This window comes from Paenibacillus sp. LHD-38 (genome assembly GCF_031157315.1).
Classification (GTDB): domain Bacteria; phylum Bacillota; class Bacilli; order Paenibacillales; family Paenibacillaceae; genus Pristimantibacillus.
In genome coordinates this window covers 1-14,207 of the sequence record NZ_JAVIFU010000088.1, presented here as the reverse complement: position 1 = coordinate 14,207, position 14,207 = coordinate 1, and the positions used below count along the sequence as shown (strand labels likewise).

Below are 14,207 nucleotides of genomic sequence, written 5' to 3'. Positions count from 1 at the left end.
GAAGCAAACTTACATCGTAAGCATACGCTTAAGTTTGCCCCGGACCCATACATCCGGCAGACAGCAGCTATATAAGGTTTCAGCAAACCTAACTTTCGTATCCAGTTTTCAGGGCGCAACTTGCTTTGAAAGTAATTTTATTCCCTGATAGCTCAGTTGGTAGAGCACTCGACTGTTAATCGAGTTGTCACAGGTTCGAGTCCTGTTCGGGGAGCCATTATAGAGAGGTGTCCGAGTGGTCGAAGGAGCACGATTGGAAATCGTGTAGGCTCTAACCGGGTCTCGAGGGTTCGAATCCCTTCCTCTCTGCCAGTAAGGCCCGTTGGTCAAGTGGTTAAGACACCTCCCTTTCACGGAGGTAACAGGGGTTCGAGTCCCCTACGGGTCACCAAAAACTTCTTAAAAAGTTATTGACAAGAGCGAAACGCCTGTGATATGATATAAAGGTCGCTCAACACGGAGGCTTAGCTCAGCTGGGAGAGCATCTGCCTTACAAGCAGAGGGTCGGCGGTTCGATCCCGTCAGCCTCCACCATTTAAATAATAACGACGCGGGGTGGAGCAGCCCGGTAGCTCGTCGGGCTCATAACCCGAAGGCCGCAGGTTCAAATCCTGCCCCCGCAACCAAAAAAATCTTTACCATTCGGAAGTTTCCGAGAATTTGATGTGGAGCTGTGGTGTAGTGGCCCAACATGCCTGCCTGTCACGCAGGAGACCGCGGGTTCGAATCCCGTCAGCTCCGCCATTCAAAACAACATCAGGCTCGGTAGCTCAGTCGGTAGAGCAGAGGACTGAAAATCCTCGTGTCGGCGGTTCGATTCCGTCCCGAGCCACCATTTAGTTTGTACAAGCAACACAAGTGAATATGCCGTTGTAGCTCAACTGGTAGAGCAACTGACTTGTAATCAGTAGGTTGGGGGTTCAAGTCCTCTCGACGGCACCATATGGAGGATTAGTGAAGTGGCTAAACACGGCAGACTGTAAATCTGCTCTCTCTGAGTTCGGTGGTTCGAATCCATCATCCTCCACCAGTTTACCTTAGGGGCATAGTTTAAAGGTAGAACAAAGGTCTCCAAAACCTTTGGTGTGGGTTCAATTCCTGCTGCCCCTGCCAATTAAATATCTGAATATGGCGGTCGTGGCGAAGTGGTTAACGCATCGGTTTGTGGATCCGACATTCGGGGGTTCAATTCCCCTCGATCGCCCCATTAATTTAAAATTAGGTTTTGTATTTTGTTGGGGATTAGCCAAGCGGTAAGGCAACGGACTTTGACTCCGTCATTCTCAGGTTCGATCCCTGAATCCCCAGCCATTTATATGCGGAAGTGGCTCAGCGGTAGAGCATCGCCTTGCCAAGGCGAGGGTCGCGGGTTCGATTCCCGTCTTCCGCTCCATTAATTTGGCGCCATAGCCAAGTGGTAAGGCAGAGCTCTGCAAAAGCTCTACCCCCAGTTCGAGTCTGGGTGGCGCCTCCACAACTTTTTTTGCAGAATTACAATATGTGCCCTTAGCTCAGCTGGATAGAGCGTTTGACTACGAATCAAAAGGTCAGGAGTTCGAATCTCTTAGGGCACGCCATATTTACCTAATTGCCGATGTGGCGGAATGGCAGACGCGCGCGACTCAAAATCGTGAGGGAAACCGTGGAGGTTCGAGTCCTCTCATCGGCACCATATTTTTTAAATAACAAACTCTTGAGACTAGAATAATCTCAAGGGTTTTTTTGTGTTTATTTTATTAGGTTTATATACGGCATCCGCTTAAGATTCAAACGGTCAACAAAGCTAGGAGCAGCTTTACTTTGTGCTCCAAATTGGTTGGCTGGACTTTAAATAAGCGGATTAATCAGAATGATCGCGACGAGCTAATATCATATTTTAGATGATGTTAAGAAAGCGCTTTAAATGGTAGAATTAGAAATGGTTCGATACAGGTTAGGGGGAAAGGGCTGCGTGAGGTTTGGTAAATCGATCAGGACTCGTCTTATTATAGGATTTATGGCAGTTATGCTGCCGGTTGTCGTATATATGCTAATTAATAACAGCTACTCGCGGGATATCGTTCGAGAGAAGGTTTCAGAGACCTATCGAAACACGCTCGATATTTACGTCGGTCAAACGGACCACAATTTATCGCAAATTAACGATTATCTTTATAAAATGTCAGTGCTTGATTCCGATGTCGGACTGCTGATGTCTTTCCCTATGGACAGTGACGGCTACACGCTAACCAAAATACGCATTGATGCCAAGCTCAACCGTGACGTTGGCGTTTATAATTTGATTGATGCTGTCTTTTTGTATCATAAAGACGATATTATTTTCGGAACGGACAGTGTATATAACGATACGAAGAAAATAATTAAGACGCATATGGATGAGATGACAACGGAAGAAAATCTGCTGCTGAATGACCAGCATACCTGGGAGGTTAGGGCGGACGAGCGCATGCCGGGGAAATATTTTCTGATCAATTTTATAAAGGTTTCCGAGGGCTTATATGTAGGGGCAATGATTAAGGTTCAGGATATCAATACGATGCTTTCGATTCAGTGGAGCGATGGGGATATCGGACATAACGGCATTTATTTGCGAGAGGGAGATCAGCTTGTCCAGACGTTGACAGAAAATCTTGCGCCGTTTGAGCTCAGCTATAAAATATCAGAGGAGCCGTACGAGTCGTTAACGGATCGCAAGACAGGCGATACCTACCTCGTAATGAACAGAATGAGCGACATGGTTAACATTGCTTACCGTGTCGTTATTCCAGAAGAAACGCTGTTGCGCAATCTGTTGTTTTTTAGAAATGCCACGTTGTTTGCCCCGATCGGCTTTTTGGCGATTCTGCTTATCTACTTATTTTTTATGCGGAATATGCTCTTTAAGCCTCTGCATGAGCTGATCTTGGGGATGAAGAAAATCTCGTTAGGCATGCTGGATGTCAGGCTAAAGAAAAACAAATCACTTGAATTTGAGTTTCTTGGAAATACGTTCAACATTATGGCGGAGCAAATCAAAACCTTGAAAATCGATGTATACGAGGAACAGCTTCGCGTGAAGCAGGGGGAGCTGAAGCAGCTGCAAGCCCAAATCAATCCTCACTTCTATATGAACAGTTTAAACATTATTTATAATTTAGCAGCGCTAGGCGACACGGAATCGGTTAAAAAAATGTCTCTGCATCTAGCTGATTATTTCAGGTTCATCATGAAGGCCAATCGGGATACGATCACGCTGAAGGAAGAGCTGCAGCATATTGAAAACTACATTACGATACAGAAAATTCGTTTTCCAGAAAAGCTGCAGTGTACGTTTGAGGGCATGGATGAACTTTTACATTATCCGATTGCAGCTTTGACGATCCAGCCATTTGTAGAAAATTCGATTATTCACGGATTCAAAAACAGGCGTCAGCTTTTTCAGATCAAGATTTCGGCGCAAATGGACGCTGACTTCGGCTTTGCGTTGTCTATCAGCGATAATGGCACCGGCTTTAATCCTTTGGTGCTGGAGAAGCTGCAGAAGAAAGAGCCGCTTCAGGAAGGTGAATCAAGCAGTTTAGGTATTATGAATGTGATTCACAGGCTTCAACTGCTGTACGGAGAAAGAACCTCAATCACATTCTCCAATCAAACGGAGGGAAGCGGCGCAGTCGTCGTTATCGTATTTCCTAAGCTCATGGAAGGGGCGAGAGCCGTTGTATAATTTATTAGTCGTTGATGATGAGGAAATCGCGATTCGCGGAATCGTGGAGGGCATCGATTGGTCAACGCTGCCGATCGCGAATATTTATACGGCGATTGATGCAGAAGAGGCGCAGGCCCTACTCAGCGAGCATACGATTCACATCATGCTCTCAGACATTGATATGCCGAACCAAAGCGGGATCGATCTGCTGGAATGGGTAAATGAGCATTCTCCCTCCAGTGTAACGATTTTTCTAACCGGACATGCAGATTTCAAATATGCGCAGCAGGCAGTGCAGCTGGATTGCTTTGATTATTTACTTAAGCCAATCGATCATAATGCGTTGAAAGCATGTGTCAATGAAGCATTAACCAAGGTTCGGGATTTGGAGCAGCTGAACAAAAACCGTGGGACCTATAGCTTGTTCTATGAACAGTGGAACAAACAGCGCCCCATTTTAATCGAACGTTTCTGGCAGGATGTTCTGCATTGTCGGATATCAGCGGCACCACAGCAGCTGGATGATGCCCTGCAAACCTATGCTTTGCCGCTTCAGGCGGACAGTCCCCTTCGGGTCGTACTCATCAGTATTGAACAATGGCGTGAGGAATGGTCTGCAAGAGATGAGGAGATTATGACCTATGGCATTAAGAATGCAGCCGAGGAGCTTGTCCTTCAAGATGCGCCTGGCCATATCGTACAAGATGGCAGCGGGATTCTTTATGCGTTATTTTACGGCTCTGTGGATCGTGAAGAGATATCGATCGAAGCTATTGCAGAGCGATGCAAATCATTTATTGACCAGTGCAAAAGAATGCTGAATTGCTCTTTATCTTGTTATATTGGAGAGTCCACGCCTGTTAAGCAGCTCCGTACAGCCGTGCAGGCGCTGCTGTCGATGGAGCGGAGCAATGTCAGCAATACCTGCGCGATTCTTGCGGAACGGGACCACATGCAGGAGCAAGGGCTGAGTGTACCCCAAGCAGCAGCCTTCTCGGATTGGTCGCTGCTTCTCGAGTCGGGCAAGCAGACGGAACTATCGCAGCGTATTGATGAATGCTTCGACCACATGCAGGAATTAAAAGTGGATTATACGTATATGGCTTCGTTTTATTACGGGTATATGAACATGTTATTTCAATGGCTGAATAAAAAATCGGTGCAGATGACCGATGTGTTCCGGCATAGGGAGTGGGAGGCGAGCGAGCAAATTCTTAAATCATTGCCTCGCATGCGGACATGGACCCAGCAATTGAGCTTGCAGATAACGGAATACGCCAATCGAAACGGAAAGGACGTATCCCAAGTGGTGGAGAAGGTGCAGCGTTACATGGAAGAGCATCTTGGGGAGGAATTCAGCAGGGAGCAGGCAGCCGAGGCTGTGTATTTGAATCCCGCGTATCTGTCTCGTTTATTCCGCAGGGAGACCGGCTATTCCTTAACGGATTATTTGGTCCGATTAAGAATCGCGAAAGCGCGTGTCGAACTGGAGAAAACGAATAATCGGGTCAGTGACGTAGCCATAAACGTCGGTTATGGAAACTTTTCACATTTCTCAAAGTTGTTTAAAAAAACGACGGGACTTACTCCGCAGGAATACCGCAAAAAATTTCAAAATGTATGATTGAAAAGTCACTTGACCGTTAATGAGGTCACGACGCCGACAGATGTCGGCGTCTTTTTTTTATACAATGAAAACAAGGAAAAACCACAAAGCGTTTTAGAAAGAGGAGGGGGAAGGCGATGGCGAAACCTACGACAGAAGCGGTCACAGCTGCCTATATTCCAAAGAGCTCAGTGAAAAAATTAACACAAATCCGTATTTTCAGAAAATATTGGATGTTCTACATCATGATGCTGCCTGCTATCGCATTGCTGGTACTAAACAATTATATTCCGATGTTTGGAATCATCATTGCTTTCAAAAACATCAATTATGCAGATGGCATCTTTGGAAGCCCATGGAGCGGCCTGCGAAATTTCGAGTATTTGTTCAAAACCTCGGATGCATGGATTATTACGCGGAACACCTTATTGTACAATTCGGGGTTCATCGTTTTGAATCTTATTTTCCCATTAGCCTTTGCCATTATGCTCAATGAAATAAAGAACAGATTCGTTGCTAAGCTGCATCAAACCGTTATGTTCCTGCCTTATTTCCTCTCTATGGTTGTCATCAGCTACCTCGTGTTCGGCTTCATGAGTGATGAGCATGGCTACTTAAACAGCTCTCTACTTCCGGCATTGGGACTTGAGAGTGTCCAGTGGTATTTCACGAAGGAGGTATGGCCGTACGTTCTGCCTATCGTGAATACGTGGAAGAGCATGGGCTATTTTACCGTTATTTATATGGCAGCTATCATCGGCATCGATGATGAATATTACGAGGCCGCTACCATTGACGGGGCCAGCAAGTGGAAGCAGATGACGAGCATCACCATACCGCTAATTATGCCGGTCATAACCATTATGACGCTGCTGCAGATCGGTAAAATCTTTAATGCGGATTTCGGCTTGTTCTTCCAAGTGCCGAGAGAGTCAGGCGTATTGTTCCCTGTGACGAATGTTATCGACACTTACGTATATCGGACGTTCCTCACCGTTGGCGACATCGGGCTTTCATCCGCAGCAGGCTTGCTTCAATCGGTTGTCGGCTTCACGCTGGTCTTTCTATCCAATTGGGTGGTGCGCCGCATCAATAAGGATAATGCTTTATTTTAAGAAGCGGCGTCCAAATCTTGCTTTTCTATGAAAATCTTATGGAGGTGAACCTTTGGAAGCAACCGAGGTTATAGCATCCGGGTCGAATCCCAAAAATCAATTGTCCATCCCGGCTTCTCTAGGCATCAATGTTTTCTTCATTATTTATTCTTTATTATGCATCATCCCGCTCGTACTGATCGTCATGGTATCGATTACCGACGAGGCGGCGGTCGTGCGTGACGGCTATCAGTTCATTCCTTCGAAGATTGATTTGGGCGCATATCAATTTTTGTTCAAGGATGCGACCCAAATTATCCGCTCATACACCATTTCGATTTTTGTAACCATTGTAGGTACGACGCTGAGCTTAGTCATCATGGCCTTATACGCCTACCCGATATCGAGAACCGATTTTCCTCACGCGAAATTTTTTACCTTCTTTGTTTTCTTCACCATGCTGTTCTCTGGCGGACTTGTGCCTTGGTATTTGGTTTATGTTCAGACGCTCGAACTGAAGGATACGCTAATGGCGCTTATTATGCCGCTTCTCGTCGCTGCTTTCTTCGTCTTGATTATTCGGACGTTCTTCCAGACGACGATCCCTACTGCAGTACTGGAGTCGGCGAAGATTGATGGAGCGGGAGAGCTTACGATATTTGCGAAAATCGTGCTGCCATTGTCGCTTCCGGTACTAGCGACAGTAGCGCTTTTCCAGACATTGACGTATTGGAATGATTGGTTTCTTAGTCTCGTGTTCATTACGAAGGATGGCAATATTACCGTCCAGTATTTGATGTATAAAACGATGCTGAACATCCAGTTTCTTGCGAACAACAGCACGGCTGCAGCGGCAATCACAGCGGCAGGCGGCACATTCAAATTTCCGAGCGAGACGGTACGTATGGCAATGGTCGTCGTTGGAATCGGACCGATCATATTCGCTTACCCCTTCTTTCAAAAGTATTTTGTAAAAGGGCTGACTGTGGGCGCCGTAAAAGGTTAATCACAATTTTGCCGCTAACGTGTGGCTGTAGCCGGTAATTCCGGTTTAGCATATAACCTAATTTTTGAGGGAGGTCCACCCGCTATGAAGCAAGTTAAACATAAAACATCTATGCTTCTTCTATTGATGATGACCATCGTACTAATTGTGTCAGGATGCTCAGGCAACAATGTTAAAAACAATGCCGAGCCAACGAAGGAACCCGCAGCCGAAACGGAAAAGCCGGCTACAACGGAGGAAGAAGCGCCAGCAACGGAATTAAAGCCGTATCAAATATCACTAGTGTATCCAGGTACACCGCAGACAGATGAGAAAAAAATAGAAGAGGCATTGAATAAGCTGCTTACTGAAAAAATCAATGCAACAATCGATCTGAGACCGATTGATTGGGGCGCTTGGGATGACAAAATTAACTTAATGGTTGCTTCCCAAGAAGAAGTTGATATTGTTTTCACCGCGCAATGGAACGGACATGCGAAATACGTAGCAAAAGGAGCGTTCCTTGAGCTGGGAGATCTTCTCGATGAGTATGGAAAAGGCATTACGGACTCACTTGACCCAGCCTTTATTGAAGGCTCGAAAATCAACGGTAAAAACTACGGCATACCAACGAATAAAGAGCTCGCGGCTGCTGGAGGAATCGTATACCGCAAAGATGTAACAGATGAACTTGGCATTGATATGACAAATGTGAAGACTCCACAGGATCTAGATGCGGTTTACGCTGCAGTAAAAGCAAAAAGACCGGATCTGACGCCGCTTTATACGACAGCAGGCGCATTTAACTCCCATTTCTTCGCGAACTATGATTTCCTGGGAGATTCGACGATTCCAGGCGCCATTCTAAAGGATAAAGATGATACGAAGGCTATGCCGATCGAGCAAATCGACCGGTACAAGGAATTGCTAAACATTACTCGCGATTTCTTCAAAAAAGGGTACATTAATGCGGATGCAGCTACGACCCAAGTATCCTCTGCCGATGCATGGAAAGCAGGAACCGTATTCTCGACGCTGGAAGCATTGAAGCCAGGTAAGGACGCAGAGGTAGCAAGTGCATCCGGCCTCCCAGGCAAGCTTGCTCAAATCATGATGAATGAAAAAACGGTTGCCACATCAGAAACAGCAGGATCCATGCTTGGTATTTCCTTCACCTCGAAGGATCCAGCCCGTGCTATGATGCTGATCAACCTCCTGCATACGGATAAAGAAATTAACAACCTTCTGAATTTCGGCATTGAAGGCGAGCATTACACGAAAAACGGCGAAATCATTACGGCAACCGGCAACACAGCTAATTACAATCCAGGTTCCTCATGGATGTTCGGCAACCAGTTCCTTAACTACGTTTGGGATACAGAGGATCCGGACAAATGGGCGAAGTTCAAAGAATTCAACCAAAACGCTAAGGTATCACCGGGACTTGGCTTCGTATTCGACAGCGAGCCGGTAAAAGCAGAGGTTGGCGCACTAGCTAACGTAATAAGGCAATACCAAAGGGCGCTCGAAACGGGTTCAGTAGACGTAGATAGAACGTTGGCTGAATACGAGAAGAAGCTGAAGGATGCAGGCGTAGACAAGGTTGTTGCTGAGAAGCAAAAACAATTCGATGCATTTCTGGCAAGCAAATAAGTAAATAGCCATCTTAAAAAATTTAAAACCCGTGCCTTTAAAAGGTGCGGGTTTTTCTATATGTAAGTTGTTACAGAGGATGTCGAATGCCGTTTACACTTGTGCTTGCAATTTTTTGTGTATTCCTTACAATTAAGCATAACAAATGCAATTCATCATCGCACGAGGGGGCAATTCGATAATGACCCGAACGACGCGCCGGTTGATTCGTGCAAGGATGCTCTTGCTAGCTTGCTTATTTCTGATAAGCGCTTGCTCTAATCATAACGGCACGAATAGCCCGGTAAAGAACAGCAACAATAGCCCGACATCTGGAACCAAGAATGAAAGCGCTTCACCAAATGTGGGTGGAGTCGGAGAGAGTAATGATCATCAATTGAAAAGCTATACGTTAAGATTCGTGTACACGGGATTTCCGCAGAAGGATGAGGAAGAGATCGAAGCGGCAATGAATGAATACTTATTGACCAAAATAAATGCGAAAATCGATCTCATGCCAATTGATTGGGGACCTTGGGATGACAAAATAAACCTGATGGTCGCTTCGCGCGAGAAGATCGATATTCTGTTTACAGCACAGTGGAACAAGCATGCGGTAAATGTGTCGAAGGGCGCCTTCTTAGAGCTGGATGATCTGCTTGAGCAGTACGGTCAAGGCATTCTGCAATCGCTTGACCCCATTTTTCTTGCAGGAGCTAAGATAGACGGGAAAAATTATGCGGTTCCGACGAATAAGGAATTGGCTGCGCAAGGCGGCATCGTCTATCGTTCAGATATTGCGGAAGAGCTTGGCATTGACATGACAAAGGTAAAGTCGATTGAAGACTTGGACGAGGTGTACCAGACTATCCTGACCAAAAAACCAGGTATGACACCTCTATATATGAAGCTGGGAGAAACGTTTAATGCCCATTATATCGGCAATTTTGATGCGCTTGGCGATACCTCGATCCCGGGAATCATACTTAAGGATGGAGAAAGTACGGAAATCTTACCGGCGTATGAGGTTGATCGGTATGTAGATACGCTGCGGATAACGCGGCAATTTTTTCAAAAAGGGTACATTAACAAGGATGCCGCTACAAATCAGACGATGAATAACGATGCGCTGAGATCTGGGGATGTGTTTTCCATTACGTCCGCTTTGAAGCCTGGCAAGGACGAGGAGCTGGCGATTCAAACGGGACTTATCGGCAAGCTGGCGCAGCTGCCGTTAAATGTAAAAACGATCGCGACATCAGAAACGGCAGGCTCCATGCTGGCTATTTCCTCAACCTCGCAGGATCCAGCGCGCGCGATGATGTTTATTAATATGCTCCATACGGACCCTTACCTGAACAATTTGCTTAATTACGGCATTGAAGGCAAGCATTATGTTAAGGTGAATGAACTTGTGATCAAACCGACCGAGTTCACAAAGGATTATAACCCAGGCTCCAATTGGATGTTCGGAAATCAGTTTTTAAACTATGTATGGGATAGCGAAAATCCCGAGAAGTGGAATGTATTTAGAGAATTTAATCAAGACGCAAAGATCTCTCCTGGTCTTGGCTTCGTATTCGACGGTGATAAGGTCAAAGCGGAAATAGCAGCCGTCGTTAATGTAAATAGGCAGTATCAAACCGCGCTGGAAACCGGGTCTGTCGACGTGGATAAAGTATTGCCCGAGTACAGGGATAGCTTGAAAGCGGCGGGCATCGAGAAGATCATTGCCGAGAAGCAAACGCAATTTAATCATTTTTTAATATATAAGAATTTATAAGTTTTCACTTATAAACGTGCTTATATATCTCCGCGAAACGAGCTATTGCCGCCAAAGGACGGCTGCAGCCGTTTACGCTTGTCTAATAAATAGGTGTTGTACGAAAGCAGTGCCGGCAAAGCGATAATCGCTCTGCCGGCATTTTTGGTTACGGCTAACGTAGCTAGAGAGCGCTTCCACCGAAAATGAAACGATACTCCCAATGCTTATTGTCAATGCTGTCGATCCGAACGCCGCCGCTAGCTTTGGAATAGGTGTGAAGCATTTTGCCGTTGCCTAAGTAAACGCCCACATGGGTAACAGATTGTCTTGATTTCGTTATGCCCGAGTAATTGGAAGCGCTGCTGCCACGATAGAACATGAAGAACATGAGATCGCCGCGCTTTAGGTTTTTCCAGTTTCTTTTTATGGGAGATTTCTTCTTTACATAAGCAGCCTGTGAGGCCGAAGTAGATGGCAGAGTGATGCCCTTTGCTGCCTTAAATATGTGTTTTGTAAAATCAGAGCAATCAAATGTTCTGATCGTGCTCCGATTGGAGCCGAACTCATAAGGTGTTCCTAAGTATTTCATCCCCATAGAGATCACTTTTTCAACTGATGTTGAAGCCGCATACGCGTGCTGATTTGGATTTGTGGGTAAATGTACGACTCCTGTACTTAATAGAGCGATAGATAAAAAGCCTGCTGCAATGAGTTTCTTAATGGATAAGTTTTTCATTGGTAGCGTTTACACCTCCTGTGATTGTAATAACGTAACACACAGGTATAAGCAGTTTAAGCTGTAATATATGGATAAAGACTGCTTTTGCCCCTGAAGGCGGGCAGGTGACTCGACCTAAGTCCAGTGCGAAAACCGCCGAAAGTCCGTTTTATAAAAGGGATAATTGATCTAAACTAAGTACATAAGCAAGAACAACACACGCAGGGCAAAAAAACAAAAATGAATAAATTTAATTGTCGAAAGGAGTTGAAAGTGGAGATGAATGGAAAAAGCGCTTTGGGTGTACTGCTTGTCATCGTCGGCAGTATCGCGGTACTTAATTTTGTAGGTGTTCATTTCGGTGCTATATTCGGATTCTTGCTGCCCTTCATATTAATCGGACTCGGTGTTGTCGGATGGATGAACAGCAAGAAATGGATAGGCGGCATACTTATCGTAATCGGCGGCATGATGGTTCTAAGCAAGCTTGGCGGCGTCATCCTGCTGCTGCTGGCAATCGGATTGATCGTAGCCGGCGTAAGCCTTTTCAAGAAAGACAAACGCAGAGCTTACTAATCGCTGCGAATGAATATAGAGATCTGGAAAGTTGAAATTGGTTTTGCACCGCAAAACGTTAAGGAGGACATGGAATGAGCATTATGAAGCGAGTACGGGATATTACAGTTGCCACATTAAATGAACGGCTCGAGAAGTCAGAGGATCCGGTTCGGATGATCGATCAATTCCTTTGGTCTACGAGAGAAGATATTATACAAGCGGAGAAGCTGTACCAGCAATATGCCGGTCACAGCAACCATCTGAAAGCACAGTGGCTGCAAGCAGAGGAGCAGAAGGAACGCCGTGAGAATCAAGCGTTGACGGCTCTGAAAGCAGGCGAAGAGCAGTTGGCAAGAATCGCATTGCATGAGAAGGCTAGCTGTGAGGAGCGATCGATCCAATATCGTGAGCTGTTCGAGCAAAGCCGCCAAAATACGCTGGATCTAGAAGAGCAGCTTCGCGAAATGCGCAGCGAATACCAATCCGTTTACGACAAGCGTGAATATTACGCGGCTCGCATGGAATCGCTGAGATTGCAGCAGCGCATGAACAGCCGTTACGCGAATGGCTTTGGTGAGCAAGGCATACAATCAGGCGCTGTGTTCAGAAGGCTTGAGGATCGGATCAGCGGCATGGAGCATGAAGCGAAGAGCTTGCGCGACATCCGCAGAATGGGGCAAGAATTCGTAACGGAAGCGGGAAACACCGTACAATCCGTTATAGAACGAGAGCTTGAGCAGCTGAAACGCAAGCTTGAGAAAGAAGGATGGTCGTCTTGAAAAAAATGTACCGGTCTACACGCGACAAGAAGATAATCGGTCTTTGCGGCGGATTAGCTGAAATGTTAAACGTTGATGTGACATTGCTGCGGATTCTACTTATTATTGTTACAGTCATTACTGGCGGTGGCGTCATCCTGGTTTATTTATTGGCAGGCTTGGTAGTGCCTAAAGAACCGCCGATCTATTCTAATTTCGGCCCAAACGGCTACGGTAACGGTTATGGCGGAGGCTATAATCCTGGATACGGGCATCAACCTAATACGCCTTTTGGCGGTCCATACAAAAACCCGCCACAAGCGCCAGTTTCTTGGAATACGCAAGGCCCAACGGCTCAGCAGCCAACATCAACGCAGTTTGACAGCATGATGGATGATTTGGAGAAGAAAGCATTGCGTCGCGAAATTGAAGAATTGAAAGCCAAAATTGCTAAATACGAGAAGGGAGATTTTTAATATGGGAATTTTCAAACGCATGAAGGATATGACAAAGGCATCGGTAAATGAGGCATTGGACAAAATTGAAGATCCGATTATTATGTTGAACCAATACCTGCGTGACATGGAGTCTGAAATCCATCAAGCAGAGGTTACGGTAGCGAAGCAAATGGCGAATGAACGCCGTATGAAGCAGCGCCTTGAAGAGACGGTGCGCAGCACGGCTGACCGCGAATCGAAAGCAGAAGCTGCTTTGAGAGCCGGTCAAGAGGAGCTTGCACGCAAGCTGCTGGAAGAAAAGCTGTATTTTGACCAGAAGGTAACGGAATATGTGGAGCTGCATGCGCAGTCGAAGTCGCAGGCAGAGGAATTGATGCAGCAATTGCACACGATGAAGGAAGAGTTTTACCAGCTGCGCAACAAGCGCAATGAACTGGCTTCCCGTGCACAAGTAGCAAAAGCGCAAAAACAAATGGCTCAGCTTACAGCCAACCATACGATCGACAGCGGCTCAGCATCACGCGGCTTCTACCGTATGGAAGAGAAAATTATGCAGCTGGAAGCCGAAGCGGATGTTCTTCGTACTCCTTACTCTTATAGCGGCACGACGAACAACTTTAATGCAGCCGATGCAGAGAAGCAAATCAAGGTTGATGAGCAGCTGCAAGCACTGAAAAACAAGCTTAATCCTACAACTTCGTTAACGAAAGCCCCGACTGAAGAATAGAACTTCAAGCGTTGGAAGAAGCGGACCGTGATACGGTCTGCTCTTTCATGCGTCTGGCGCAGCTCACAAAAATATAGGCCTTTCGAATGAATTTATATTACATAACTCAAACTTCGCAGCTAGGAATCGACAGGTAAGCCTTGAGGTAGCTAGGTAAGCCGGCGATCCATTGTTGGAGTTGACTTTTAATCAATTTTGAAAGTTTTTTGTTTGCGGTTGTT

11 protein-coding genes and 16 tRNA genes are annotated in these 14,207 nt (G+C 45.9%); 26 read left to right on the top strand and 1 reads right to left on the bottom strand.

Annotation, left to right across the window (positions count from 1 at the left end; translation table 11 throughout):
- Window positions 1-141: 141 nt before the first annotated feature.
- From RCO25_RS33375 to RCO25_RS33270, 22 genes are all read left to right on the top strand, one after another.
- Window positions 142-217, top strand: a tRNA-Asn gene (locus RCO25_RS33375).
- Between the two features lie 4 nt (window positions 218-221).
- Window positions 222-312, top strand: a tRNA-Ser gene (locus tag RCO25_RS33370).
- Between the two features lie 4 nt (window positions 313-316).
- Window positions 317-391, top strand: a tRNA-Glu gene (locus RCO25_RS33365).
- A gap of 67 nt (window positions 392-458) precedes the next feature.
- Window positions 459-534 (top strand) — tRNA-Val (locus RCO25_RS33360).
- Window positions 535-549: 15 nt separating this feature from the next.
- Window positions 550-626 (top strand) — tRNA-Met (locus tag RCO25_RS33355).
- A 41-nt stretch (window positions 627-667) separates the two neighbouring features.
- Window positions 668-744 (top strand) — tRNA-Asp (locus RCO25_RS33350).
- A 15-nt stretch (window positions 745-759) separates the two neighbouring features.
- A tRNA-Phe gene (locus RCO25_RS33345) sits at window positions 760-835 on the top strand.
- Between the two features lie 31 nt (window positions 836-866).
- Window positions 867-942 (top strand) — tRNA-Thr (locus tag RCO25_RS33340).
- A gap of 3 nt (window positions 943-945) precedes the next feature.
- Window positions 946-1,030, top strand: a tRNA-Tyr gene (locus tag RCO25_RS33335).
- Between the two features lie 9 nt (window positions 1,031-1,039).
- Window positions 1,040-1,113 (top strand) — tRNA-Trp (locus tag RCO25_RS33330).
- Window positions 1,114-1,131: 18 nt separating this feature from the next.
- Window positions 1,132-1,207: transfer RNA gene (locus tag RCO25_RS33325), tRNA-His, on the top strand.
- Between the two features lie 29 nt (window positions 1,208-1,236).
- Window positions 1,237-1,311: transfer RNA gene (locus RCO25_RS33320), tRNA-Gln, on the top strand.
- 7 nt (window positions 1,312-1,318) lie between these two features.
- Window positions 1,319-1,393, top strand: a tRNA-Gly gene (locus RCO25_RS33315).
- 7 nt (window positions 1,394-1,400) lie between these two features.
- Window positions 1,401-1,474, top strand: a tRNA-Cys gene (locus RCO25_RS33310).
- 26 nt (window positions 1,475-1,500) lie between these two features.
- Window positions 1,501-1,577, top strand: a tRNA-Arg gene (locus RCO25_RS33305).
- 13 nt (window positions 1,578-1,590) lie between these two features.
- Window positions 1,591-1,672: transfer RNA gene (locus RCO25_RS33300), tRNA-Leu, on the top strand.
- 279 nt (window positions 1,673-1,951) lie between these two features.
- Window positions 1,952-3,703: a sensor histidine kinase gene (locus RCO25_RS33295; protein WP_309000362.1), complete on the top strand. Its 1,752-nt coding sequence runs from the start codon at window positions 1,952-1,954 to the stop codon at window positions 3,701-3,703.
- Window positions 3,696-5,309, top strand: a complete 1,614-nt coding sequence (locus RCO25_RS33290; protein ID WP_309000361.1) for a helix-turn-helix domain-containing protein — start codon at window positions 3,696-3,698, stop codon at window positions 5,307-5,309. Before RCO25_RS33295 ends, RCO25_RS33290 begins: the two co-directional genes overlap by 8 nt.
- 119 nt (window positions 5,310-5,428) lie before the next feature.
- Entirely contained in the window at window positions 5,429-6,406 is a 978-nt protein-coding gene (locus RCO25_RS33285) for an ABC transporter permease (RefSeq protein WP_309000360.1), read from the top strand.
- A 52-nt stretch (window positions 6,407-6,458) separates the two neighbouring features.
- Window positions 6,459-7,391: a carbohydrate ABC transporter permease gene (locus RCO25_RS33280; RefSeq protein WP_309000359.1), complete on the top strand. Its 933-nt coding sequence runs from the start codon at window positions 6,459-6,461 to the stop codon at window positions 7,389-7,391.
- Window positions 7,392-7,475: 84 nt separating this feature from the next.
- Window positions 7,476-9,023, top strand: coding sequence for an ABC transporter substrate-binding protein (locus RCO25_RS33275; RefSeq protein ID WP_309000358.1), 1,548 nt, complete (start codon window positions 7,476-7,478; stop codon window positions 9,021-9,023).
- A gap of 181 nt (window positions 9,024-9,204) precedes the next feature.
- Window positions 9,205-10,785 carry an ABC transporter substrate-binding protein gene (locus tag RCO25_RS33270; protein WP_309000357.1) on the top strand — a complete coding sequence of 527 codons (1,581 nt, stop codon included), beginning with the start codon at window positions 9,205-9,207 and terminating at the stop codon, window positions 10,783-10,785.
- Window positions 10,786-10,948: 163 nt separating this feature from the next.
- Here the strand turns inward: RCO25_RS33270 and RCO25_RS33265 are convergent, their stop codons facing one another.
- Window positions 10,949-11,503 (bottom strand): C40 family peptidase, encoded by a 555-nt coding sequence (locus RCO25_RS33265; RefSeq protein ID WP_309000356.1) that lies wholly within the window; start codon window positions 11,501-11,503, stop codon window positions 10,949-10,951.
- Window positions 11,504-11,764: 261 nt separating this feature from the next.
- Here RCO25_RS33265 and RCO25_RS33260 point away from each other — a divergent pair, with 261 nt between their 5' ends.
- The 4 genes from RCO25_RS33260 (at window position 11,765) to RCO25_RS33245 (ending at window position 13,986) form a co-directional block, all read left to right on the top strand.
- Window positions 11,765-12,061 carry a LiaF transmembrane domain-containing protein gene (locus RCO25_RS33260; RefSeq protein WP_309000355.1) on the top strand — a complete coding sequence of 99 codons (297 nt, stop codon included), beginning with the start codon at window positions 11,765-11,767 and terminating at the stop codon, window positions 12,059-12,061.
- 74 nt (window positions 12,062-12,135) lie between these two features.
- Entirely contained in the window at window positions 12,136-12,822 is a 687-nt protein-coding gene (locus tag RCO25_RS33255; RefSeq protein ID WP_309000354.1) for a PspA/IM30 family protein, read from the top strand.
- The gene (locus RCO25_RS33250) at window positions 12,810-13,277 is read left to right on the top strand and encodes a PspC domain-containing protein (RefSeq protein WP_309000353.1); all 468 of its coding nucleotides are present in this window, start codon (window positions 12,810-12,812) and stop codon (window positions 13,275-13,277) included. The genes RCO25_RS33255 and RCO25_RS33250 overlap by 13 nt, the downstream gene beginning before the upstream one ends.
- Window position 13,278: 1 nt before the next feature.
- Window positions 13,279-13,986 carry a PspA/IM30 family protein gene (locus tag RCO25_RS33245; protein WP_309000352.1) on the top strand — a complete coding sequence of 236 codons (708 nt, stop codon included), beginning with the start codon at window positions 13,279-13,281 and terminating at the stop codon, window positions 13,984-13,986.
- The last annotated feature ends 221 nt before the right edge of the window (window positions 13,987-14,207 follow it).

Excerpts from the sequence above, each read along its gene's own strand:
- RCO25_RS33270 (WP_309000357.1), top strand. The coding sequence starts at position 9,205 with ATGACCCGAACGACGCGCCGGTTGATTCGTGCAAGGATGCTCTTGCTA.
- RCO25_RS33250 (WP_309000353.1), top strand. The coding sequence starts at position 12,810 with ATGGTCGTCTTGAAAAAAATGTACCGGTCTACACGCGACAAGAAGATA.
- RCO25_RS33275 (WP_309000358.1), top strand. The coding sequence starts at position 7,476 with ATGAAGCAAGTTAAACATAAAACATCTATGCTTCTTCTATTGATGATG.
- RCO25_RS33245 (WP_309000352.1), top strand. The coding sequence starts at position 13,279 with ATGGGAATTTTCAAACGCATGAAGGATATGACAAAGGCATCGGTAAAT.
- RCO25_RS33285 (WP_309000360.1), top strand. The coding sequence starts at position 5,429 with ATGGCGAAACCTACGACAGAAGCGGTCACAGCTGCCTATATTCCAAAG.
- RCO25_RS33265 (WP_309000356.1), bottom strand. The coding sequence starts at position 11,503 with ATGAAAAACTTATCCATTAAGAAACTCATTGCAGCAGGCTTTTTATCT.
- RCO25_RS33260 (WP_309000355.1), top strand. The coding sequence starts at position 11,765 with ATGAATGGAAAAAGCGCTTTGGGTGTACTGCTTGTCATCGTCGGCAGT.
- RCO25_RS33255 (WP_309000354.1), top strand. The coding sequence starts at position 12,136 with ATGAGCATTATGAAGCGAGTACGGGATATTACAGTTGCCACATTAAAT.